13 protein-coding genes are annotated in these 14,583 nt (G+C 75.3%); 9 read left to right on the top strand and 4 right to left on the bottom strand.

All coding sequences use genetic code 11. The annotated features are described in order from the left end of the window. Positions 1-30: 30 nt before the first annotated feature. The gene (locus AB0C99_RS28915) at positions 31-1,386 is read right to left on the bottom strand and encodes a P450-derived glycosyltransferase activator (RefSeq protein ID WP_362481072.1); all 1,356 of its coding nucleotides are present in this window, start codon (positions 1,384-1,386) and stop codon (positions 31-33) included. 119 nt (positions 1,387-1,505) lie between these two features. Here AB0C99_RS28915 and AB0C99_RS28910 point away from each other — a divergent pair, with 119 nt between their 5' ends. Both AB0C99_RS28910 and AB0C99_RS28905 read left to right on the top strand, forming a co-directional pair. Continuing rightward, positions 1,506-2,261 (top strand): NAD-dependent epimerase/dehydratase family protein, encoded by a 756-nt coding sequence (locus AB0C99_RS28910; protein ID WP_362481069.1) that lies wholly within the window; start codon positions 1,506-1,508, stop codon positions 2,259-2,261. A 139-nt stretch (positions 2,262-2,400) separates the two neighbouring features. Beyond that, on the top strand, positions 2,401-3,630 hold the full coding sequence (locus AB0C99_RS28905; RefSeq protein WP_362481066.1) for an acyl-CoA dehydrogenase: 1,230 nt from the start codon (positions 2,401-2,403) through the stop codon (positions 3,628-3,630). Between the two features lie 54 nt (positions 3,631-3,684). On the opposite strand, the gene AB0C99_RS28900 is transcribed toward AB0C99_RS28905, so the two are convergent. Together AB0C99_RS28900 and AB0C99_RS28895 are read right to left on the bottom strand one after the other, a co-directional pair. Then, positions 3,685-4,620: an aromatase/cyclase gene (locus AB0C99_RS28900; protein ID WP_362481064.1), complete on the bottom strand. Its 936-nt coding sequence runs from the start codon at positions 4,618-4,620 to the stop codon at positions 3,685-3,687. A gap of 26 nt (positions 4,621-4,646) precedes the next feature. After that, complete coding sequence (locus tag AB0C99_RS28895; protein ID WP_362481062.1) at positions 4,647-6,296, bottom strand: FAD-binding protein; 1,650 nt, start codon at positions 6,294-6,296, stop codon at positions 4,647-4,649. A 331-nt stretch (positions 6,297-6,627) separates the two neighbouring features. On the opposite strand from AB0C99_RS28895, the gene AB0C99_RS28890 reads away from it, so the two are divergent. The 3 genes from AB0C99_RS28890 to AB0C99_RS28880 all read left to right on the top strand — a co-directional run bounded on the left by AB0C99_RS28890 (position 6,628) and on the right by AB0C99_RS28880 (position 9,110). Then, complete coding sequence (locus AB0C99_RS28890; protein WP_362481059.1) at positions 6,628-7,623, top strand: ATP-binding cassette domain-containing protein; 996 nt, start codon at positions 6,628-6,630, stop codon at positions 7,621-7,623. Positions 7,624-7,625: 2 nt separating this feature from the next. Continuing rightward, complete coding sequence (locus AB0C99_RS28885) at positions 7,626-8,399, top strand: ABC transporter permease (RefSeq protein ID WP_362481056.1); 774 nt, start codon at positions 7,626-7,628, stop codon at positions 8,397-8,399. A 75-nt stretch (positions 8,400-8,474) separates the two neighbouring features. Further along, positions 8,475-9,110, top strand: a complete 636-nt coding sequence (locus AB0C99_RS28880; protein WP_362481053.1) for a DsbA family protein — start codon at positions 8,475-8,477, stop codon at positions 9,108-9,110. A 47-nt stretch (positions 9,111-9,157) separates the two neighbouring features. On the opposite strand, the gene AB0C99_RS28875 is transcribed toward AB0C99_RS28880, so the two are convergent. Next, entirely contained in the window at positions 9,158-9,943 is a 786-nt protein-coding gene (locus tag AB0C99_RS28875; protein WP_362481051.1) for an SDR family NAD(P)-dependent oxidoreductase, read from the bottom strand. Between the two features lie 149 nt (positions 9,944-10,092). Here AB0C99_RS28875 and AB0C99_RS28870 point away from each other — a divergent pair, with 149 nt between their 5' ends. The 4 genes from AB0C99_RS28870 to AB0C99_RS28855 all read left to right on the top strand — a co-directional run bounded on the left by AB0C99_RS28870 (position 10,093) and on the right by AB0C99_RS28855 (position 14,434). Further along, positions 10,093-10,911 (top strand): NAD(P)H-binding protein, encoded by an 819-nt coding sequence (locus tag AB0C99_RS28870; protein WP_362481048.1) that lies wholly within the window; start codon positions 10,093-10,095, stop codon positions 10,909-10,911. A 127-nt stretch (positions 10,912-11,038) separates the two neighbouring features. Continuing rightward, positions 11,039-12,223, top strand: a complete 1,185-nt coding sequence (locus AB0C99_RS28865) for a class I SAM-dependent methyltransferase (protein WP_362481045.1) — start codon at positions 11,039-11,041, stop codon at positions 12,221-12,223. 45 nt (positions 12,224-12,268) lie between these two features. Further along, positions 12,269-13,492 carry a nucleotide disphospho-sugar-binding domain-containing protein gene (locus tag AB0C99_RS28860; protein ID WP_362481042.1) on the top strand — a complete coding sequence of 408 codons (1,224 nt, stop codon included), beginning with the start codon at positions 12,269-12,271 and terminating at the stop codon, positions 13,490-13,492. A 210-nt stretch (positions 13,493-13,702) separates the two neighbouring features. Beyond that, a complete protein-coding gene (locus AB0C99_RS28855) occupies positions 13,703-14,434 on the top strand; it encodes an SDR family oxidoreductase (protein WP_362481142.1) in 732 nt (243 codons plus the stop codon). Positions 14,435-14,583 lie beyond the last annotated feature (149 nt).

Below are 14,583 nucleotides of genomic sequence, written 5' to 3'. Positions count from 1 at the left end.
GGGGCCTTCCTCGCGGTCATTGGGTCCGGTTCAGGGGGTCGGGTGTGCACGGCCGGTGTCCCGGCGTGCGACGGGGAAGCGGAACACGCCCCCGGTGATCGGTGCGCGGAGCCGGCGCAGCACCTCGCCGGTGCCGGCCAGGCCGGGCAGCTCCGCCGCGCAGGCCCGCAGCGCCGCCTCGGCCGCCAGCCGGGCCGCCGGGCCGACGAGGGCGTCGAGGCGTCCGTCCTCCGGGAGGAGGCGGCGGCCGTGGGCGGGCCGGTGGACGTCGAACCGGTCCGGGTCGGTGTGACGGTCCGGGTCGCGGTGCGCGGCCCCGGCGAGCACGACCAGTTCCTCGCCCCGCGCCACCTTGGTGCCGGCGAGTTCCAGGTCCCGGTCCGCGTACAGCCGGTGGAGCCGTACGGGAGGGGCGCAGCGGAGGGTCTCCGCGACGCAGGCGGTGGCGAGCCCGGGGTCCTCCCGCAGCGCCCGCCACTGGTCGGGGTGGTCGAGGAGCAGGGCGACCGCGTCGGCGGTCAGGGTGGTGGCGAGCTCGACGCCCACCAGGGTCAGCAGGGCGCAGACCGTCAGGACGTCGGCGGGCGCGGGCGGCCCGTCGGGTCCCGGGGCGGCGAGGAGCCGCCCGGCGAGGCCCGGTCCGTGCGGCCGTCCCGTCGGGGGGTCCGCGCGCCGCGCCCCGGCTTCGCGGACCGTCTCGGCCAGCAGCGCGTGGAGCTCCGGGAGCGCGGCGCCGTGGCGGCGGGCGGTGTCCAGGCGCGGCGGGCAGAGCGTGGCGTCCCACACGCCCTCGGCCTCGGCGCACAGCCGGGTGAAGCGCGCGGCGTGCCGTGCGGGAACGCCGAGCAGGACGCGCGCGGCCTCCGTGGTGGCGGGCCTGACCAGGTCGTCGACCAGGTCGAAGCGCTCCCCCAGCGCGACCGCCCGCCTCCAGTAGGCGCGTACGGCCGCCGGGCGCAGGCGGCGCAGGGCCTCCTCGCCCAGCACCGGCGCGGCCCAGCGGTGGAGCCGCTCGTACTCCGCGCGGTCGAGCGCGGCCGGCAGCTCGGGCAGCGGCAGCGTCTCCCGCAGTGCCGGTACGTCCCAGGGCGCGGGCTCCCCGGCGGGTTCGCCGTGCGGGGGGCCGGGGTCGGGCGGCCGGGGGGTGAGCCGCGGGTCGGCCAGGGCGGCCTCGGCCACCTCGTGATCGGCCGTCACCCACGCCTCGGCGCTGCTCCAGTAGAGGGGACCCCGGTCGCGGACCCGCCGCCCGAGGTCGTTCGGGTCGTCTCCGGCCGCGCGGAGCAGCAGCGCGTACGGATCTCCTTTGGTGCCCAGAATCCATTGGACGCCGCGCAGGGTCAGCAGCACACGCCCCAACTCGCCGTCGGTCATCCTCGCCGTCATGGAAAGGACGCTAGGCAGGCGTCCTCGATCACCCCTCGACTCCGCTTGGCCGCGCCCGGGGCCGCCGTCGAGCCGGGCACGAGGGTGTGGTGGCACCGGCGCCGTAGGGTCACGCGGTCATGGACATCATCGGCAAGGGTTTCATCGCCCGGCATCTGTGGCCGTTGCGCGCGTCGCATCCCGGGGTGACGGTGCTGGCGGCGGGCGTGCCGCGCCAGCACCTGCCGGACAGCGAACACGAGCGGGAGGCGGCGCTGGTGCGGGAGACGGCCGCCGGTTGCCGCCGCCGCGGCGAGCTGCTGGTCTTCCTCTCCACGGCCAGCATGTACGGCGGTCCCGGCTGCCGGGGCCGCGAGGACGACCCGCTCGTGCCGAGCACCCGCTACGGGCGGCACAAGTTCGCCCTGGAGCGGGTGGTGCGGGAGTCGGGCGCGGCCCATCTGGTGCTGCGCCTCGGGTACGTCCTGGGGCCGCACGGGCCGGACTTCCGGCTGGTCCCGGCGCTGGTGTCGCAGCTGCGCGAGGGGCGGGTCCGGGTGCATCCCGGGGCCCGGCGGGACCTGCTGCACGTGGCGGACTTCGTCGGGCTGGTGGACGGGCTGCTGGCCCGCGGGGTGCGCGACGAGACCGTGAACGTGGCCTCCGGCGACTGCGTGGAGGTGCGGGAGCTCGTCGCGCACCTCAAGCGCCGGCTGGGTCTGGACGCCGAGGAGGTGGTCGTGGGCGGGGGCGACAGCGCCTTCTCGCACTGCCCCTCGGTGGTCAAGCTGCGGCGCCTGGTGACGGAGGCGGCCGGGGCGCGGTTCGGCCCCGGCTACCACCGGCGGGCCCTGGACCGCTATCTGCGGGAGACGGCGGACGGGCCCGCCCGCTGAACCGGCCGGTGCCCGGGCCTCGGCCGAGGGGGCGGCGGCTCTCGAACGGGCGTCGACGGGCGCCGTGCGCCATCGGAGCCGTCCCGGTCCGAACCGGGCGGCAGGGAAGGGGAGTCGAGTGAAGGAAGCGGGGAACACGATGACCACGTACGACGGGACCCTGGCGGTCACGCCCGATCTGCGCGAGCCGAGGACCGCCTCCGGCCGGGCGCTGCTCGGCCTGCTGGAAGGGCACCTTCCGGCGGTACGGGCCGGGGCCGGGCGGGCCGACCGGGCCGGTGTCTTCCCGGCGGAGGTGTTCGCGGGGCTGCGCGCGGACGGGGTGCTCGGGGCCACCGTGCCGGACGGGCTCGGCGGCCTGGGGGTCGGCTCGCTGCACGACGTGTGCCTGGCCCTGACGACGGTGGCGGAGGCGGACGCGTCCACGGCGCTCGCGCTGCACATGCAGCTCAGCCGGGGGCTGACCTTCGCCCACGAGTGGCGGCACGGGGACGGGCCGGCGCGGGCGCTCGCGGAGCGGCTGCTGCGGGGCATGGGCGCGGGCGAGGCGGTGGTGTGCACGACGGTCAAGGACGCGGGCGGCGGCAGGGTGGTCACCCGGCTGCGGCCCGCGCCGGACGGCGGCTGGCTGCTGTCGGGCCGCAAGACACTGGCGAGCATGGCGCCGATCGCCACCGACTTCGTGGTCTCGGCGCGGGTGGAGGTGGCCGGGGTGGAGCGCTCGGCGGCGGCGGTGCTGCCGCGGACGGCGCCGGGGCTGAGGGTCCTGGACAACTGGGACGGGCTCGGCATGCGGGCCTCGGGCAGCGTGGACGTGCTCCTGGAGGACTGTCCGGTCCGGGCCGAGGACGTGTTCCTGCGGGGGCCGGTCGGGGAGCGCTCGGACGCGGCCCTGGCGGGTCAGACGGTCAGTTCGATCACCATGCTCGGGATCTACGTGGGGGTGGCGCAGGCCGCCCGCGACCACGTGGTGGCGGAGCTGGCCCGGCGGGGCGGGCTGCCGGCGGCGGGCGCCGCGACGCGCACGCTGATCGCCGAGGTCGAGGCCCGGCTGTACGCGCTGCGGACCACGGTGGCCGGCACCCTGACGGCGGCGGACCACCTGGCGTACGCCTTCGACACGGATCCGGCGGAGCGCGGGCGGCGGATGATGCTGGACTTCCAGCGCGCCAAGCTGATGGTGAACCAGCTGGCGCCGGAGATCGTCTCGGACTGCCTGTCGGTGATCGGCGGCGCCTCCTACTCCGGCAACCATCCGCTGGCGCGGCACTACCGGGACGTGCGGGCGGGGGCGTTCATGCACCCGTTCACGTATCCCGACGCGGTGGACTGGCTGTCCGAGGCGGTGCTGGAGGGCGCGAAGGACTGACGGCGCGAGAGGGGGGAGGACCGGAGCTCCGGTCCTCCCCCCTCCGTGCGTGGGTCAGCCCCGTTGCCTCCGGACGTGGGCGACCGCGTGTTCCATGGTGGTGCCGCTGTTGCGGCCCAGGGCGCCGCGGACGAACCGGCGGGCGTCGGCGACGGTGGCGTCCGGCCCGAGGACCGCCGTGACGGCGTCCTCGTCGAGGACCACGGTGTGCACGGAGGTGATCCGGCCCTCGGCGAACAGCCACGCCCCGGTGTGGGCGGTCATCAGGGCCGGGGTGACGAGCTGTTTGTAGACGATCCGCTCGTGCGGGAAGCAGATCCGTACGGAGCTCGTCGTGTGCGAGGAGCCGTCCGCCGTCCTGGTCTCCATCTCCAGCGTCTGCACGCCGGGCGTCTCCTCGGCCAGGGCGGCGCGGGCCACGTGGGGCAGCCGCTCGGGCCAGCGGCCGGCCTCGTCGACGAAGGCGTAGGCGGCCTTGGGGTCGCCGGTGAACTCCACGGTGTCCTCGAAGGTCAGGACGAGCTCGGCCCGGTTCTCGGCCTGTTCGGCCGCGGTGCGCAGAGCGGCGAGTTCGGCGGCGCTGTTGTGGTCGATCGCGCGCCGGATCCACTCCGTCTTCTCCGGGTCGTCGTCGACGGCACGGAAGTCGTGCAGCAGCCGGACCCGGCTCTCGGTGGCGGAGAGCGGCTCGACGATCCACTCCCCGCCCATGGCGGCCACCGGCGGCTGGGAGACCTCCTGGCGGAAGCGGACGCTGAGCCGCTCGCGGTCGAGCAGCCGGCGTGAGGTCCAGGTCTTGACCTGCCCGTTGGCGGTGGCCCAGATCCGGATGCGCTCCTCCGTGTCGCCCCGCTCGACGTGTTCGACGTGCACGGTGGGCGGGAAGGTCTCCGGCCAGCGGCCGACGTCGACGATCAGGCCGAAGACGCGCCGCGCCGCGGCGGCCACCGTGATCGCGTGTTCGGTGTGGTGGGTCACGGGAAGTGCCATGGTCCTCCGTCCGGCTCCACTGCGGGTCAGTGGGGCCCCAGCGTCGGCCCCGGCCCTGGACGGCGGCTGGAGAACCGCTCGGGCGGGCGGACGGACAGGGCGTGGTGGAACAGGTCCAGCGGGTCCCAGCGTTCCTTGGCCCGTTGCAGCCGCCGGTGGTTGCCCCGGTGGTAGAGCGTGCTCGCGGGCACGCCCGAGGTGTTCCAGCGCGGGTCGGCGAGGTCGGTGTCCGGGTAGTTGAGGTAGGCGCCGCCGTTGGCCTCGTCGGGTACGGGGACGCCACCGGTGTCGGCGTGCAGCGCGCGGTAGAGGCCGCGGACCCAGGCGAGTTGGCCCTCGGTCTGCCGCTCTTCGCCCCACAGGGCCTCGTGGACGACGCTGAACAGGCAGTCGCGGTGGGGCATGGCGGTGGCGTCGGGGCGGACGGTGTTGATCCGGCCGCCGAGGAAGGTGAGGTAGACGCCCGCGGTGGCGAACTCCTCGCCGCCCCGGTTCAGATACGTGTGCAGGACGCCGGCCTGCCGGTCGTTCCAGGGGGTCCGCAGCAGCGTCGACTTGGACTTGAAGCGGGCCCCGCCGGGCCACTGCACGCCGCCCAGGACCGACCTGAGCCAGGGTGTGGTGGCCGCGGTGACCGTGTACGGGGCGGCGACGGCGCCGGTGAGTTCGGCGACGAGGGCGTCGAGGAGCTCTCCCGCGCGGGGCCGGGAGGCGTCGAGGGCGGCGTCCACGGTGATCCGGCCGCTCGCCCGGTGGCCGAGGGTGAGGCCGCTGGACAGCTCCGCGTACGGGGAGCCGGTCCCGGCGTGCCGCCGGTGCCAGTCGCCGTGGACCCGCAGCAGCCGGACGAACGCCTCCCGGTCCAGGTCCTGCCACTGCCAGCCGAGGGAGACCGACCGCACGGCGGCGGGCGGCCGGGGCAGCAGCCCGCCGGGGGCGCCCGACGCGCCGGGGGTGCGGAAGAGGTAGCGGGTGACGACGCCGAAGGTGCCTCCGCCGCCGCCGGTGTGCGCCCACCACAACTCGCGCTCGGCGCCGGTCGAGTCGCGGGTGGCCTCGACGATCCGGGCGCGGCCCGACAGGTCCACGACGACGGCCTCGACGCCGTACAGGTGGTCGACGACCAGCCCGTACCGGCGGGAGAGCGCCCCGTATCCGCCGCCGGCGACGTGCCCGCCCACCCCGACGGTGGGGCAGCCGCCGCCGGGCAGGGTCACGCCCCACCCCAGGTAGAGCGTCCGGTAGACCCGCCCGAGCGTGGCGCCGGACTCGACGGCGAAGAGCTCCCGCTCCGGGTCGTGGGAGACGGCCGCCATCTCGGAGACGTCGATGAGGACCCGTACGGCCGGGTCGTCCACGAAGCCCTCGAAGCAGTGGCCGCCGCTGCGGACGGCGATCCGCTTCCGGTCGCGGGCGGCCTCGTCCACGGCGCGGACCACCTGCTCGGCCGAGCCGACCAGGTGCACCACGTCCGGGGAGCCCGTGAAGCGGCCGTTGTGCCCGCGGGTGGTGAGCTCGGCGTACCGGGGGTCGGCCGGTCCGATCAGCACCGGCCCCAGGGGCGGCGGGCCGCCGGCAAAGCGCGGGGCGGCCTCCGCCGCCGTGCCGCCGAGCAGCGTGGCGCCCCCGGAGGCCGCCGAGAGCTCCATCAGCCGTCTGCGCGTGAGTCGTGCCAAGGGGACGCACCGCCCTTCCCGTGCGGCCGTCGGCCGCTCGCCCAGTGGGCGGCCAGCGTGGGCGCCGCCGCTGGCGGGCCGGTGGAGGGGCGCTGGACGGTACCGGCGCGGGGAGGAAGGGGCGTGTGACGGGCGGTTCGAAGGGGCGTCTGGAACCGTCAGTGAGGCTGACAAAGACGTTATTGACGCTTCTAAGCTCTCAGAAGTCAAGAGCCCAGAGCATCTGACTTCCCCTCGGCCTGTCCGGGGCCGGACCTCCGGCCCCCGCGGAGCCATGACCAGCGTGCCCTCCCAGGCCCCGCCCCTCCACGACCCCCGTACGGGAGAACCCATGATCCACACACGCGGACTCACCCGCAGTTTCCGCGCCAAGGGAGAGACCGTCGAAGCCGTGCGCGGCCTCGACCTCGACATCGAAGCGGGATCCGTCGTCGCCTTCCTCGGCCCGAACGGCGCCGGGAAGACCACCAGCCTGCGGATGCTCACCACCCTGCTCCCCCCGACCTCGGGCACCGCGACCGTCGCCGGGCACGACGTCGCGGCCGACCCCGCCGCGGTGCGCCGCCGCATCGGCTACCTGGGCCAGGGCAACAGCGCCGGGACCAACTTCCGCGTCACCGACGAGCTCGTCACCCAGGGCCGCGCCTACGGACTGGGCAAGGCGGAGTCGCGCGCCCGCGCCGAGCGCCTGCTGGGCGCGCTGGAGCTGGAGGGCCTGGCCGCCCGGACGGTGGGCACGCTCTCCGGCGGCCAGCGCCGCCGCCTGGACATCGCCATGGCCCTGGTCCACGAGCCGGAGCTGCTCTTCCTCGACGAGCCCACCACCGGTCTCGACCCGCACAGCCGCGCCAACATCTGGGAGCACGTGCTGCGCCTGCGCAAGGACCTCGGCACCACCGTGGTCTTCACCACCCACTACCTGGAGGAGGCCGACCTCTGGGCCCGGCGGGTGCTGGTGGTCGACCACGGCCGGGTGATCGCCGACGACTCCCCCGAGAACCTCAAGGCCGACCTGGCCGGCGACCTCGTCACCGTGGGGGCCGCCGACGCCGCCGACGCGGGACGGGCGGCCGAACTGGCCCGCGCCCTCCCGGGCGTGCGCGAGGCGAGCGCCGAGGACACGGAGGCGCGGGTCCGCGCCTCCGACGGCGACGTCCTGCTGCCGGTCCTGCTGCGCCGGCTGGACGCGGCCGGGTTACGGGTGCGCAGCGCCCGGCTCGCCCGCCCCACCCTCGACGACGTCTTCCTCACCCTGACCGGCCGCACCCTTCGGGAGAGCGCCGATCCCGCCCCCGCCGACGCCGCCGACGCGCACCCCGGAGCCTGACCATGAAGGTGATCAACGACACCCGTACGGCGTTCGCCCGCGAGCTGCTGCCCGAACTGCGTCAGCCCGCCGGGCTCCTCTTCACGATGATGCTGCCCTTCCTGTTCCTCGGGCTGTTCGCGCCGCTCCTCCCGGGCATGGGCACGAGCGGCGGCGGGGCCGGAACGGGCTCCCCCTGGCAGTGGTTCGTGCCCGGCATGCTCGTGCTGCTGGGCCTCTCCGCCACCGCGGGGGCCGGTGCCTCGCTGCTCAACGAGATCTCCTCGGGCGCCTTCGAGCGGATGCTCGTCACCCCGCTCAACCGGGCGGCGATGCTCGTCGGCCGGACCCTGAAGGAGGTCGTGGTCCTGCTCACGCAGGCCCTGCTGATCCTCGTCCTGCTGCTGCCCACCGACTTCCGCCTCCACCCGGCCGGCGCCGTGGCGGGCCTCGCGCTGCTGAGCGTCTTCGGCGTCGGGATCGGCGCCCTCTCCTTCACCCTGGCGCTCCACTCCCGCAAGCAGCAGACCCTCTTCTACGGGGTGCAGCAGGTGATCTTCTTCCCGCTGCTGCTGCTCTCCGGGGTCCTGCTGCCCATCACCCAGGCGTCGGCGCCGGGCTGGCTGTACGTGCTGAGCCGGATCAACCCCGTGACCTACGTGGTCGAGGCCGAACGCGCCCTCTTCGCCGGCCGGATGGCCGAGACGAGCGTGCTGTACGGGGCGGTCGCGGCGGTCGCCATCGCGGTGCTGGGCGTCTGGGCCGGCATCCGCGGCATGCGCAACGCGACCGTGTGAACGCCTCCCGTCCCGCGCCCGGCCCCCCGCGGCGCGGCGGCGAGCGCCGGGCACCCCTCGAAGGAAGGACGACCGTTGGACACCCGAACCGTCGACGTCTGGTTCGACCCCTCCTGTCCGTACACCCTGCTGACCTCGCGCTGGCTCCGGGAGGCGGCCCGGGTCCGCCCGCTGGACCTGCGCTGGCACCTGATGAGCCTGACCTTCCTCAACGAGGGCCGCGACGGGGATCCGGAGGGGGACCCCGAGGGATATCTCCTGGTGCCCGCGCGGATCGCGACGGCCGTGCTGCACGAGCACGGGCAGCGGGCCCTGGTCCGCTTCCACGAGGCCCTGTGGGCCGACCGCACCAAGCGCTGGATCGACGACCCCGCGGTGGCCCTGGCCGCCGCGGGGCTGCCGCCCGGCCTCGCGGCGGCCGGCGCGGGCACCGCGTACGACACGCGGCTGCGGGCCTCGCACACCGACGCGCTGGGCCTGCTCGGCCCGCGCACCGGCACCCCGGTGGTCGCCGTGTCGGACCCTGCGGAGCCGGACCGGCCCGCCGTGGCGTTCTTCGGTCCGGTCCTCTCCCGCGTGCCGCGCGGGGAGGCGGCGGGACGTTTGTGGGACGGCACGCTGCTGGTCGCGGGCACCCCCGGCTTCCACGAGCTCAGGGGGACGCCCGCCGACCCGGACCCGGACGTCGGCGCGGCGGACGGGCCGGCGTGACGCGGGGCGGGGCGGCGGGCGCGGGTGGGGCGGCGCGGCGCGGCGGATCAGTAGTTGCCGAGGCCGCCGCAGACGTTGAGGGCCTGGGCGGTGATGGCCGCGGCCGTGTCCGTGACCAGGTAGCCGACCAGCCCCGCCACCTCCTCGGGGGTGCTGTAGCGGCCCAGCGGGATCTTCGCCTCGAAGCGTTCGAGGACCGCCTCGGGGGTGGTGTCCCACACCGCCGCGTACCCCGCGCGCACCCGCTCGGCCATGGGGGTCTCCACGTACCCGGGGCAGACGGCGTTGACGGTGACGCCGGTCCTGGCCAGTTCCAGGCCGAGGGCCTTGGTGAGGCCGACGACGCCGTGCTTGGAGGCGGAGTACGGGGCGCCGAGCACCACGCCCTGCTTGCCGCCGGTGGAGGCGATGTTGACGACCCGGCCGCGGCCGCGTTCCAGCATGCCGCCGGTGGTCAGCGCGGCCCTGGTCACCCGGAACACGCTGGTGAGATTGGTGTCGAGCACGTCGAGCCACAGCTCGTCCGTCAGCTCGGCCGTGGGGCCGCCGCCGTTGCGCCCCGCGTTGTTGACGAGGACGTCGACCGGGCCGTAGCGGGCGACGGCGGCGCGCACGAAGGCGTCCACCTGCTCCGTGGAGCGCACGTCGCAGCTCCGGCCGTCGGCGTCCACGCCCTCCTCCCGCAGGAGCTTGACGGTCTCGGCGACCGCGTCGCCGTCCCGGGCGCAGATGAAGATCCGCAGCCCTTCCCGGCCCAGTGTGCGGGCCACGGCGAGGCCGATCCCACTGGTCGCCCCGGTGACGACGGCCACCCGTTCCTCCACGCCGCTCATGGTCCCTCCCGGATCGTGACTTGGAGTGTGCGCACGGAGATGCGCGCACGCTGCCCGAGGGTGGCGACACCCGCTCGACGGGCGGTGGAGCCCGGCGGGAACGGCACACACCGCAGTACGACAGGAACACGACGCACGAAGGAGACGACATGACCGTTCTGGTGACGGGTGCCACGGGGAACGTGGGCCGGCACGTGGTGAAGGGCCTGCTGGCGGCGGGCGAGCGGGTGCGGGCGATGACCCGGTCACCCGAGCGGGCCGCGCTGCCCGAGGGGGTGGAGGTGGTGCGCGGCGACCTCGCCGATCCGTCGAGCCTGGACGCGGCGCTCGCCGGGGTCGACCGGGCCTACCTGTTCCCGCTGCCCGGCACGGCCGAGGAGTTCACGGCGCGGGCCGCCAAGGCCGGGGTGCGGCGGATCGTCGTGCTCTCCTCGGTGTCGGCCGAGTACGCGGACGGGGACTACAGCGGCGACCACCACACCGCGGTGGAGCGGGCGGTGGAGGCTTCCGGCCTGGAGTGGACGCACGTCAGGCCGGGCGAGTTCATGGCCAACCTGCTGACCTGGTGGGCCCCCACCATCCGGGCCGAGAACCTGGTTCGCGCCCCCTTCGGCGCGGCCCGCAGCGCCCCGGTGCACGAGGCCGACATCGCCGACGTGGCGCTGGCGGCGCTGCTCCAGGACGGGCACGCCGGGCGGGCCTACTCCTTCGCCGGGCCGGAGTCCCTGGCCAAGCACGAGCAGGTACGCACGCTGAGCCTGGTCCTGGGCCGCGAACTGCGCTTCGAGGAGCTCACGGTGGACGGGGCCCGCGCCCTGTGGCTGGGGCAGGGCATGCCGGCGGAGGCGGTGGACTGGCTGCTGCAGGACCCGGTGGACGTGCCGGTGGGCCCGACCGCCGAGCGGATCACCGGGCGGCCGGCCCGGACGTTCGCGGAGTGGGTGGCCGACCACCGCGCCGACTTCTGAGCCGGGGACCGCGGGGCGGAGCGCGCCTCCGGCTCCGCGTTTAGTGTCGGTCGAGCGGGTCTCCAGGGCGGCCGTCGACGGTGTTCGGGACCTCTTCCCTGAGCGAGTACACCGAGGGGACGCCGACATGGTGGATGCCGCAGAGAACGCCCTGATCCGACGCCTGATCCGAGCCGGAGCCGGCACCGACGACGAGATCGACGCCCTGCTGAAGGACGCCGGTCTCGCCGCGGTGGCGCGCGTCCTCGTCGAGGAGGTGGTGTTCCGCTGCCCCGAACCGGCCAACACCGCCCCCGTCGAGGTGGCGCTCGACCTCACCCACGGCGGTGAGCGGCACGGCGTCGCGCTGCGCATGGTGCGCGACGAGCCGGTCCGGGTGGTCGCCGAGGAATCAGCCCGGGTCCGCTCCCGAGTGACGTTCACCGCCGCGGGGCTGATCCGCCGGCTCTTCGGGCCGACGGACTCCCCGCGCACCGGGGACTTCACCAACTCCTTCCTGCCCACGCCCGAGGACCCCGGGCAGCTGCGCGAGCTCCTCACCGAGATGAACACGGTGCTGCGCGCGGCCGCCCAGGCCACGGCCACCCTGATGGCCGGCTGCACGGGGCGCCGCCCCGACCTGGGCGAGCTGTCCATCCGGTACGGCTCCGACAAGTGGGCCAGCTTCCACTGGTACACGGCCCACTACGAGCGTCACTTCGCCCGCTACCGCGACCGTCCGGTGCGGATCCTGGAGATCGGGATCGGCGGCTTCGAGGACGACCTGGGCGGCGGCTCGCTGAAGATGTGGAAGCGCTTCTTCCCCCGGGGCGAGGTCTTCGGCCTGGACCTGTACGACAAGACGGCGCTGACCGAGCCCCGGATCACGGCACTGGTCGGCGACCAGAACGACCCGGAGTACCTGACCGCGATGGCCCGCGAGCACGGCCCGTTCGACCTGGTCATCGACGACGGCAGTCACGTCAACGAGCACGTGCGCACCTCGTTCCGGACCCTGTTCCCGCTGGTGCGGCCCGGCGGCCTGTACGTGATCGAGGACCTCCAGACCGCGTACTTCGGCGACTTCGGCGGCAGCTCCGGCGGCGTCGCCGGGCCCGACACCTCGCTGGGTCTCGTCAAGGAGCTGATCGACGACCTGCACCACCGGGAGCACCGGGACCCCGCCGTCGGCCGGCCCACCGTGACCCAGGGCACCGTGACCGGGCTGCACGCCTACCACAACCTCGTCTTCGTGGAGAAGGGCACCAACGGGGAGGACACCCTGCCCACGTGGATGGACGCCGACGTGTGGACCGCCCTCGGCGCCAAGTGAGGCGGGCGGGACGGTCCGAGCGCGTCGAGACGGAGGGAGTACACCGTGCGCGTCCTGTTCACCGTGTCGTCCTGGCCCACCCAGTACGCGGCCATGGTCCCGCTGGGCTGGGCCCTCCAGGCGGCGGGCCACGAGGTCCGGGTGCTGTGCGCCGCCTCCCAGGCGGACGCCGTCGGACGGTCCGGCCTGCTGCCGGTGCCGGTCCTGTCGGCGATGGAGGAGGTGCTGCGGCTCCGGCTGCAGTACCACGCGGAGGCGGTCCGGGGGATCTGGCCGTACCCCTGGCTCCCCCCGCACCCGCTGACGGGTGAACGGCTCGACCGGCTCGACGCGTTCGACGCCGGACGCTTCGCGGCGGAGACCGAGCCGGCCCTCGCGGAGTCGGCCGCCCGGGGCTTCGACGCGGCCGTCTCCTACGCCGGGGACTGGCGGCCACAGCTGGTCCTGCACGATCCGGGGAGCCTGGAGGGCCTGCTCGTCGCCAAGCTGTCCGGCGTCCCCTCGGCGCTGTGCCTGTGGGGCCCGGCGAGTCCGCACGACCCCGAGCACATGCGGATCGTCCCCACCGACCACAGCGGCTCGTTCCCCCGGTACGGCCTGGGGACGTTCGGCCTCGGGATGATCGAGCGGGTCGTCGACCCGAGCCCGGGGTCGCTGAAGGTCCCGGTCCTGGCCGAGCGGCTGCCCGTCCGCTACGTCCCGTACAACGGTTCCGGGGCCGCGCCGGCCTGGACCGCCCGGCCGCCGGGGCGGACCCGGGTCTGCGTCACCTGGTCGACCGCCCTGTCGACGCTGTGCGGGCCCGACTCGTTCCTCCTCCCCCGGATCGTCGCCGCCCTCGAAGGGCTGGACTGCGAGGTGGTGCTCACCGCCACGGCCCGGGACGTCGCCGCGCTCGGTGCGGTGCCCGACTCGGTCAGGGTCGTCGAACACCTGCCGCTGGCCGCCCTGTTGCCGGGCTGCTCGGCCGTGCTCCACCACGGCGGCAGCGGCAGCGCCCTGACGGCCCTGTGGGCGGGGGTGCCGCAGTTCATCGCGACCTTCGCCGCCGAGCAGCAGATCGTCGGGGAGCGGCTGGCGGGCAGCGGAGCCGCGCTGCACGTCCCCGGGCACCTCGCCGACGAGGCCGCGATCCGGTCCGGCGTCGAGCGGCTGATCGAGGACCGGGCGCACCGGGACGCGGCCGCACGGCTCCGCGCGGAGATGGCCGAGGCGCCGACCCCCGCCGCGCTCGCCACCGACCTGGAGGCGCTGGCGACGGGCGGGTGAGGGGCGGGGTGGGGGCGGGGGCGTGCGGCCCGCAGGGCACGCTCCCGGGGGGACAGGAGGGGGCGGGAGACGGGGGACGAACGCGGTGAGCTCGGTGCGCGAGTGTCGAGGCGCTTGCGAGGCGCCCTCCGGATCCTGCCCGGCATGACCACACGAACCGAGGAAACCGAAGGCCCGGGCCGCCCGCCCGCGGACCACGCCCCGCGCGGGATCGTCGTCACCGGCGGCGGCACCGGCATCGGCCGGGCCACCGCCCGCGCCTTCGCCGAGCACGGCGACCGCGTGCTCGTCGTCGGCCGCACCGCGGCCACGCTCGCCGGGACCGCCGCACTCCACCCGGGCATCCGCGTCCTGGTCGCCGACGTCACCGAGCCGGACGCCCCGGACCGGATCGCCGACGCCGCGGTGAGCGCCCTCGGCGGGCTCGACGTCCTGGTGAACAACGCGGCCGCGATGGGGTACCGCCCGCTCGCCGCCCTGGACCGGGCCGAGGCCGAACGGCAGCTCCACACCAACCTCCTGGCCCCCGTGCTGCTCACCCGGGCCGCGCTGCCGCACCTGGCGGAGCGGTCCGGCACGGTGGTGAACATCGGCTCGGCCGGCGCGCTGGGCCTGCGTTCCTGGCCGGACAACGGCCTGTACGGGGCCGCCAAGGCCGGCCTCGACTTCCTCACCCGGACGTGGGCCGTGGAGCTGGCCCCGCGCGGCATCCGGGTCGTGGGGCTGGCTCCCGGGGTGACCGACACCCGCTCGGATCCGGACCCGGCCGACGCCGACCCGGAGCAGGCGGCCTTCCTGAAGCAGATCGCCGCCCGGACCCCGAGCGGCCGGGTGGCCCGCCCCGAGGAGATCGCCTGGTGGGCCGTCCAGCTCACCCAGCCGGAGGCTGCGTACGCCAACGGCCTGGTGGTCCCGGTCGACGGCGGACTGTCCCTCACCTGACCCGAGGCGAGCCGAGCAGAGCCGAGGCAATCCGATCCGAATCACGCTGAATCGCACCGAACAGAGCCAAGCCGAGTCGAGTCGAGTCGAGTCGAATCCAGTCCAGTCGAGTCGCATCCAGCCGGTTCGGGTCGAGCCGACTCGACCCG

This window comes from Streptomyces sp. NPDC048659, assembly GCF_040650575.1.
Lineage (GTDB): Bacteria > Actinomycetota > Actinomycetes > Streptomycetales > Streptomycetaceae > Streptomyces.
Note: the sequence above shows the minus strand (reverse complement) of the source record. Positions and strands in the feature narration are given on the sequence as shown.

What these genes read in the sequence shown, in the direction of transcription:
- AB0C99_RS28915 (WP_362481072.1), bottom strand. Translation starts at nt 1,386, where the DNA reads ATGACGGCGAGGATGACCGACGGCGAGTTGGGGCGTGTGCTGCTGACC.
- AB0C99_RS28910 (WP_362481069.1), top strand. Translation starts at nt 1,506, where the DNA reads ATGGACATCATCGGCAAGGGTTTCATCGCCCGGCATCTGTGGCCGTTG.
- AB0C99_RS28905 (WP_362481066.1), top strand. Translation starts at nt 2,401, where the DNA reads ATGACCACGTACGACGGGACCCTGGCGGTCACGCCCGATCTGCGCGAG.
- AB0C99_RS28900 (WP_362481064.1), bottom strand. Translation starts at nt 4,620, where the DNA reads ATGGCACTTCCCGTGACCCACCACACCGAACACGCGATCACGGTGGCC.
- AB0C99_RS28890 (WP_362481059.1), top strand. Translation starts at nt 6,628, where the DNA reads ATGATCCACACACGCGGACTCACCCGCAGTTTCCGCGCCAAGGGAGAG.
- AB0C99_RS28885 (WP_362481056.1), top strand. Translation starts at nt 7,626, where the DNA reads ATGAAGGTGATCAACGACACCCGTACGGCGTTCGCCCGCGAGCTGCTG.
- AB0C99_RS28875 (WP_362481051.1), bottom strand. Translation starts at nt 9,943, where the DNA reads ATGAGCGGCGTGGAGGAACGGGTGGCCGTCGTCACCGGGGCGACCAGT.
- AB0C99_RS28870 (WP_362481048.1), top strand. Translation starts at nt 10,093, where the DNA reads ATGACCGTTCTGGTGACGGGTGCCACGGGGAACGTGGGCCGGCACGTG.
- AB0C99_RS28865 (WP_362481045.1), top strand. Translation starts at nt 11,039, where the DNA reads ATGGTGGATGCCGCAGAGAACGCCCTGATCCGACGCCTGATCCGAGCC.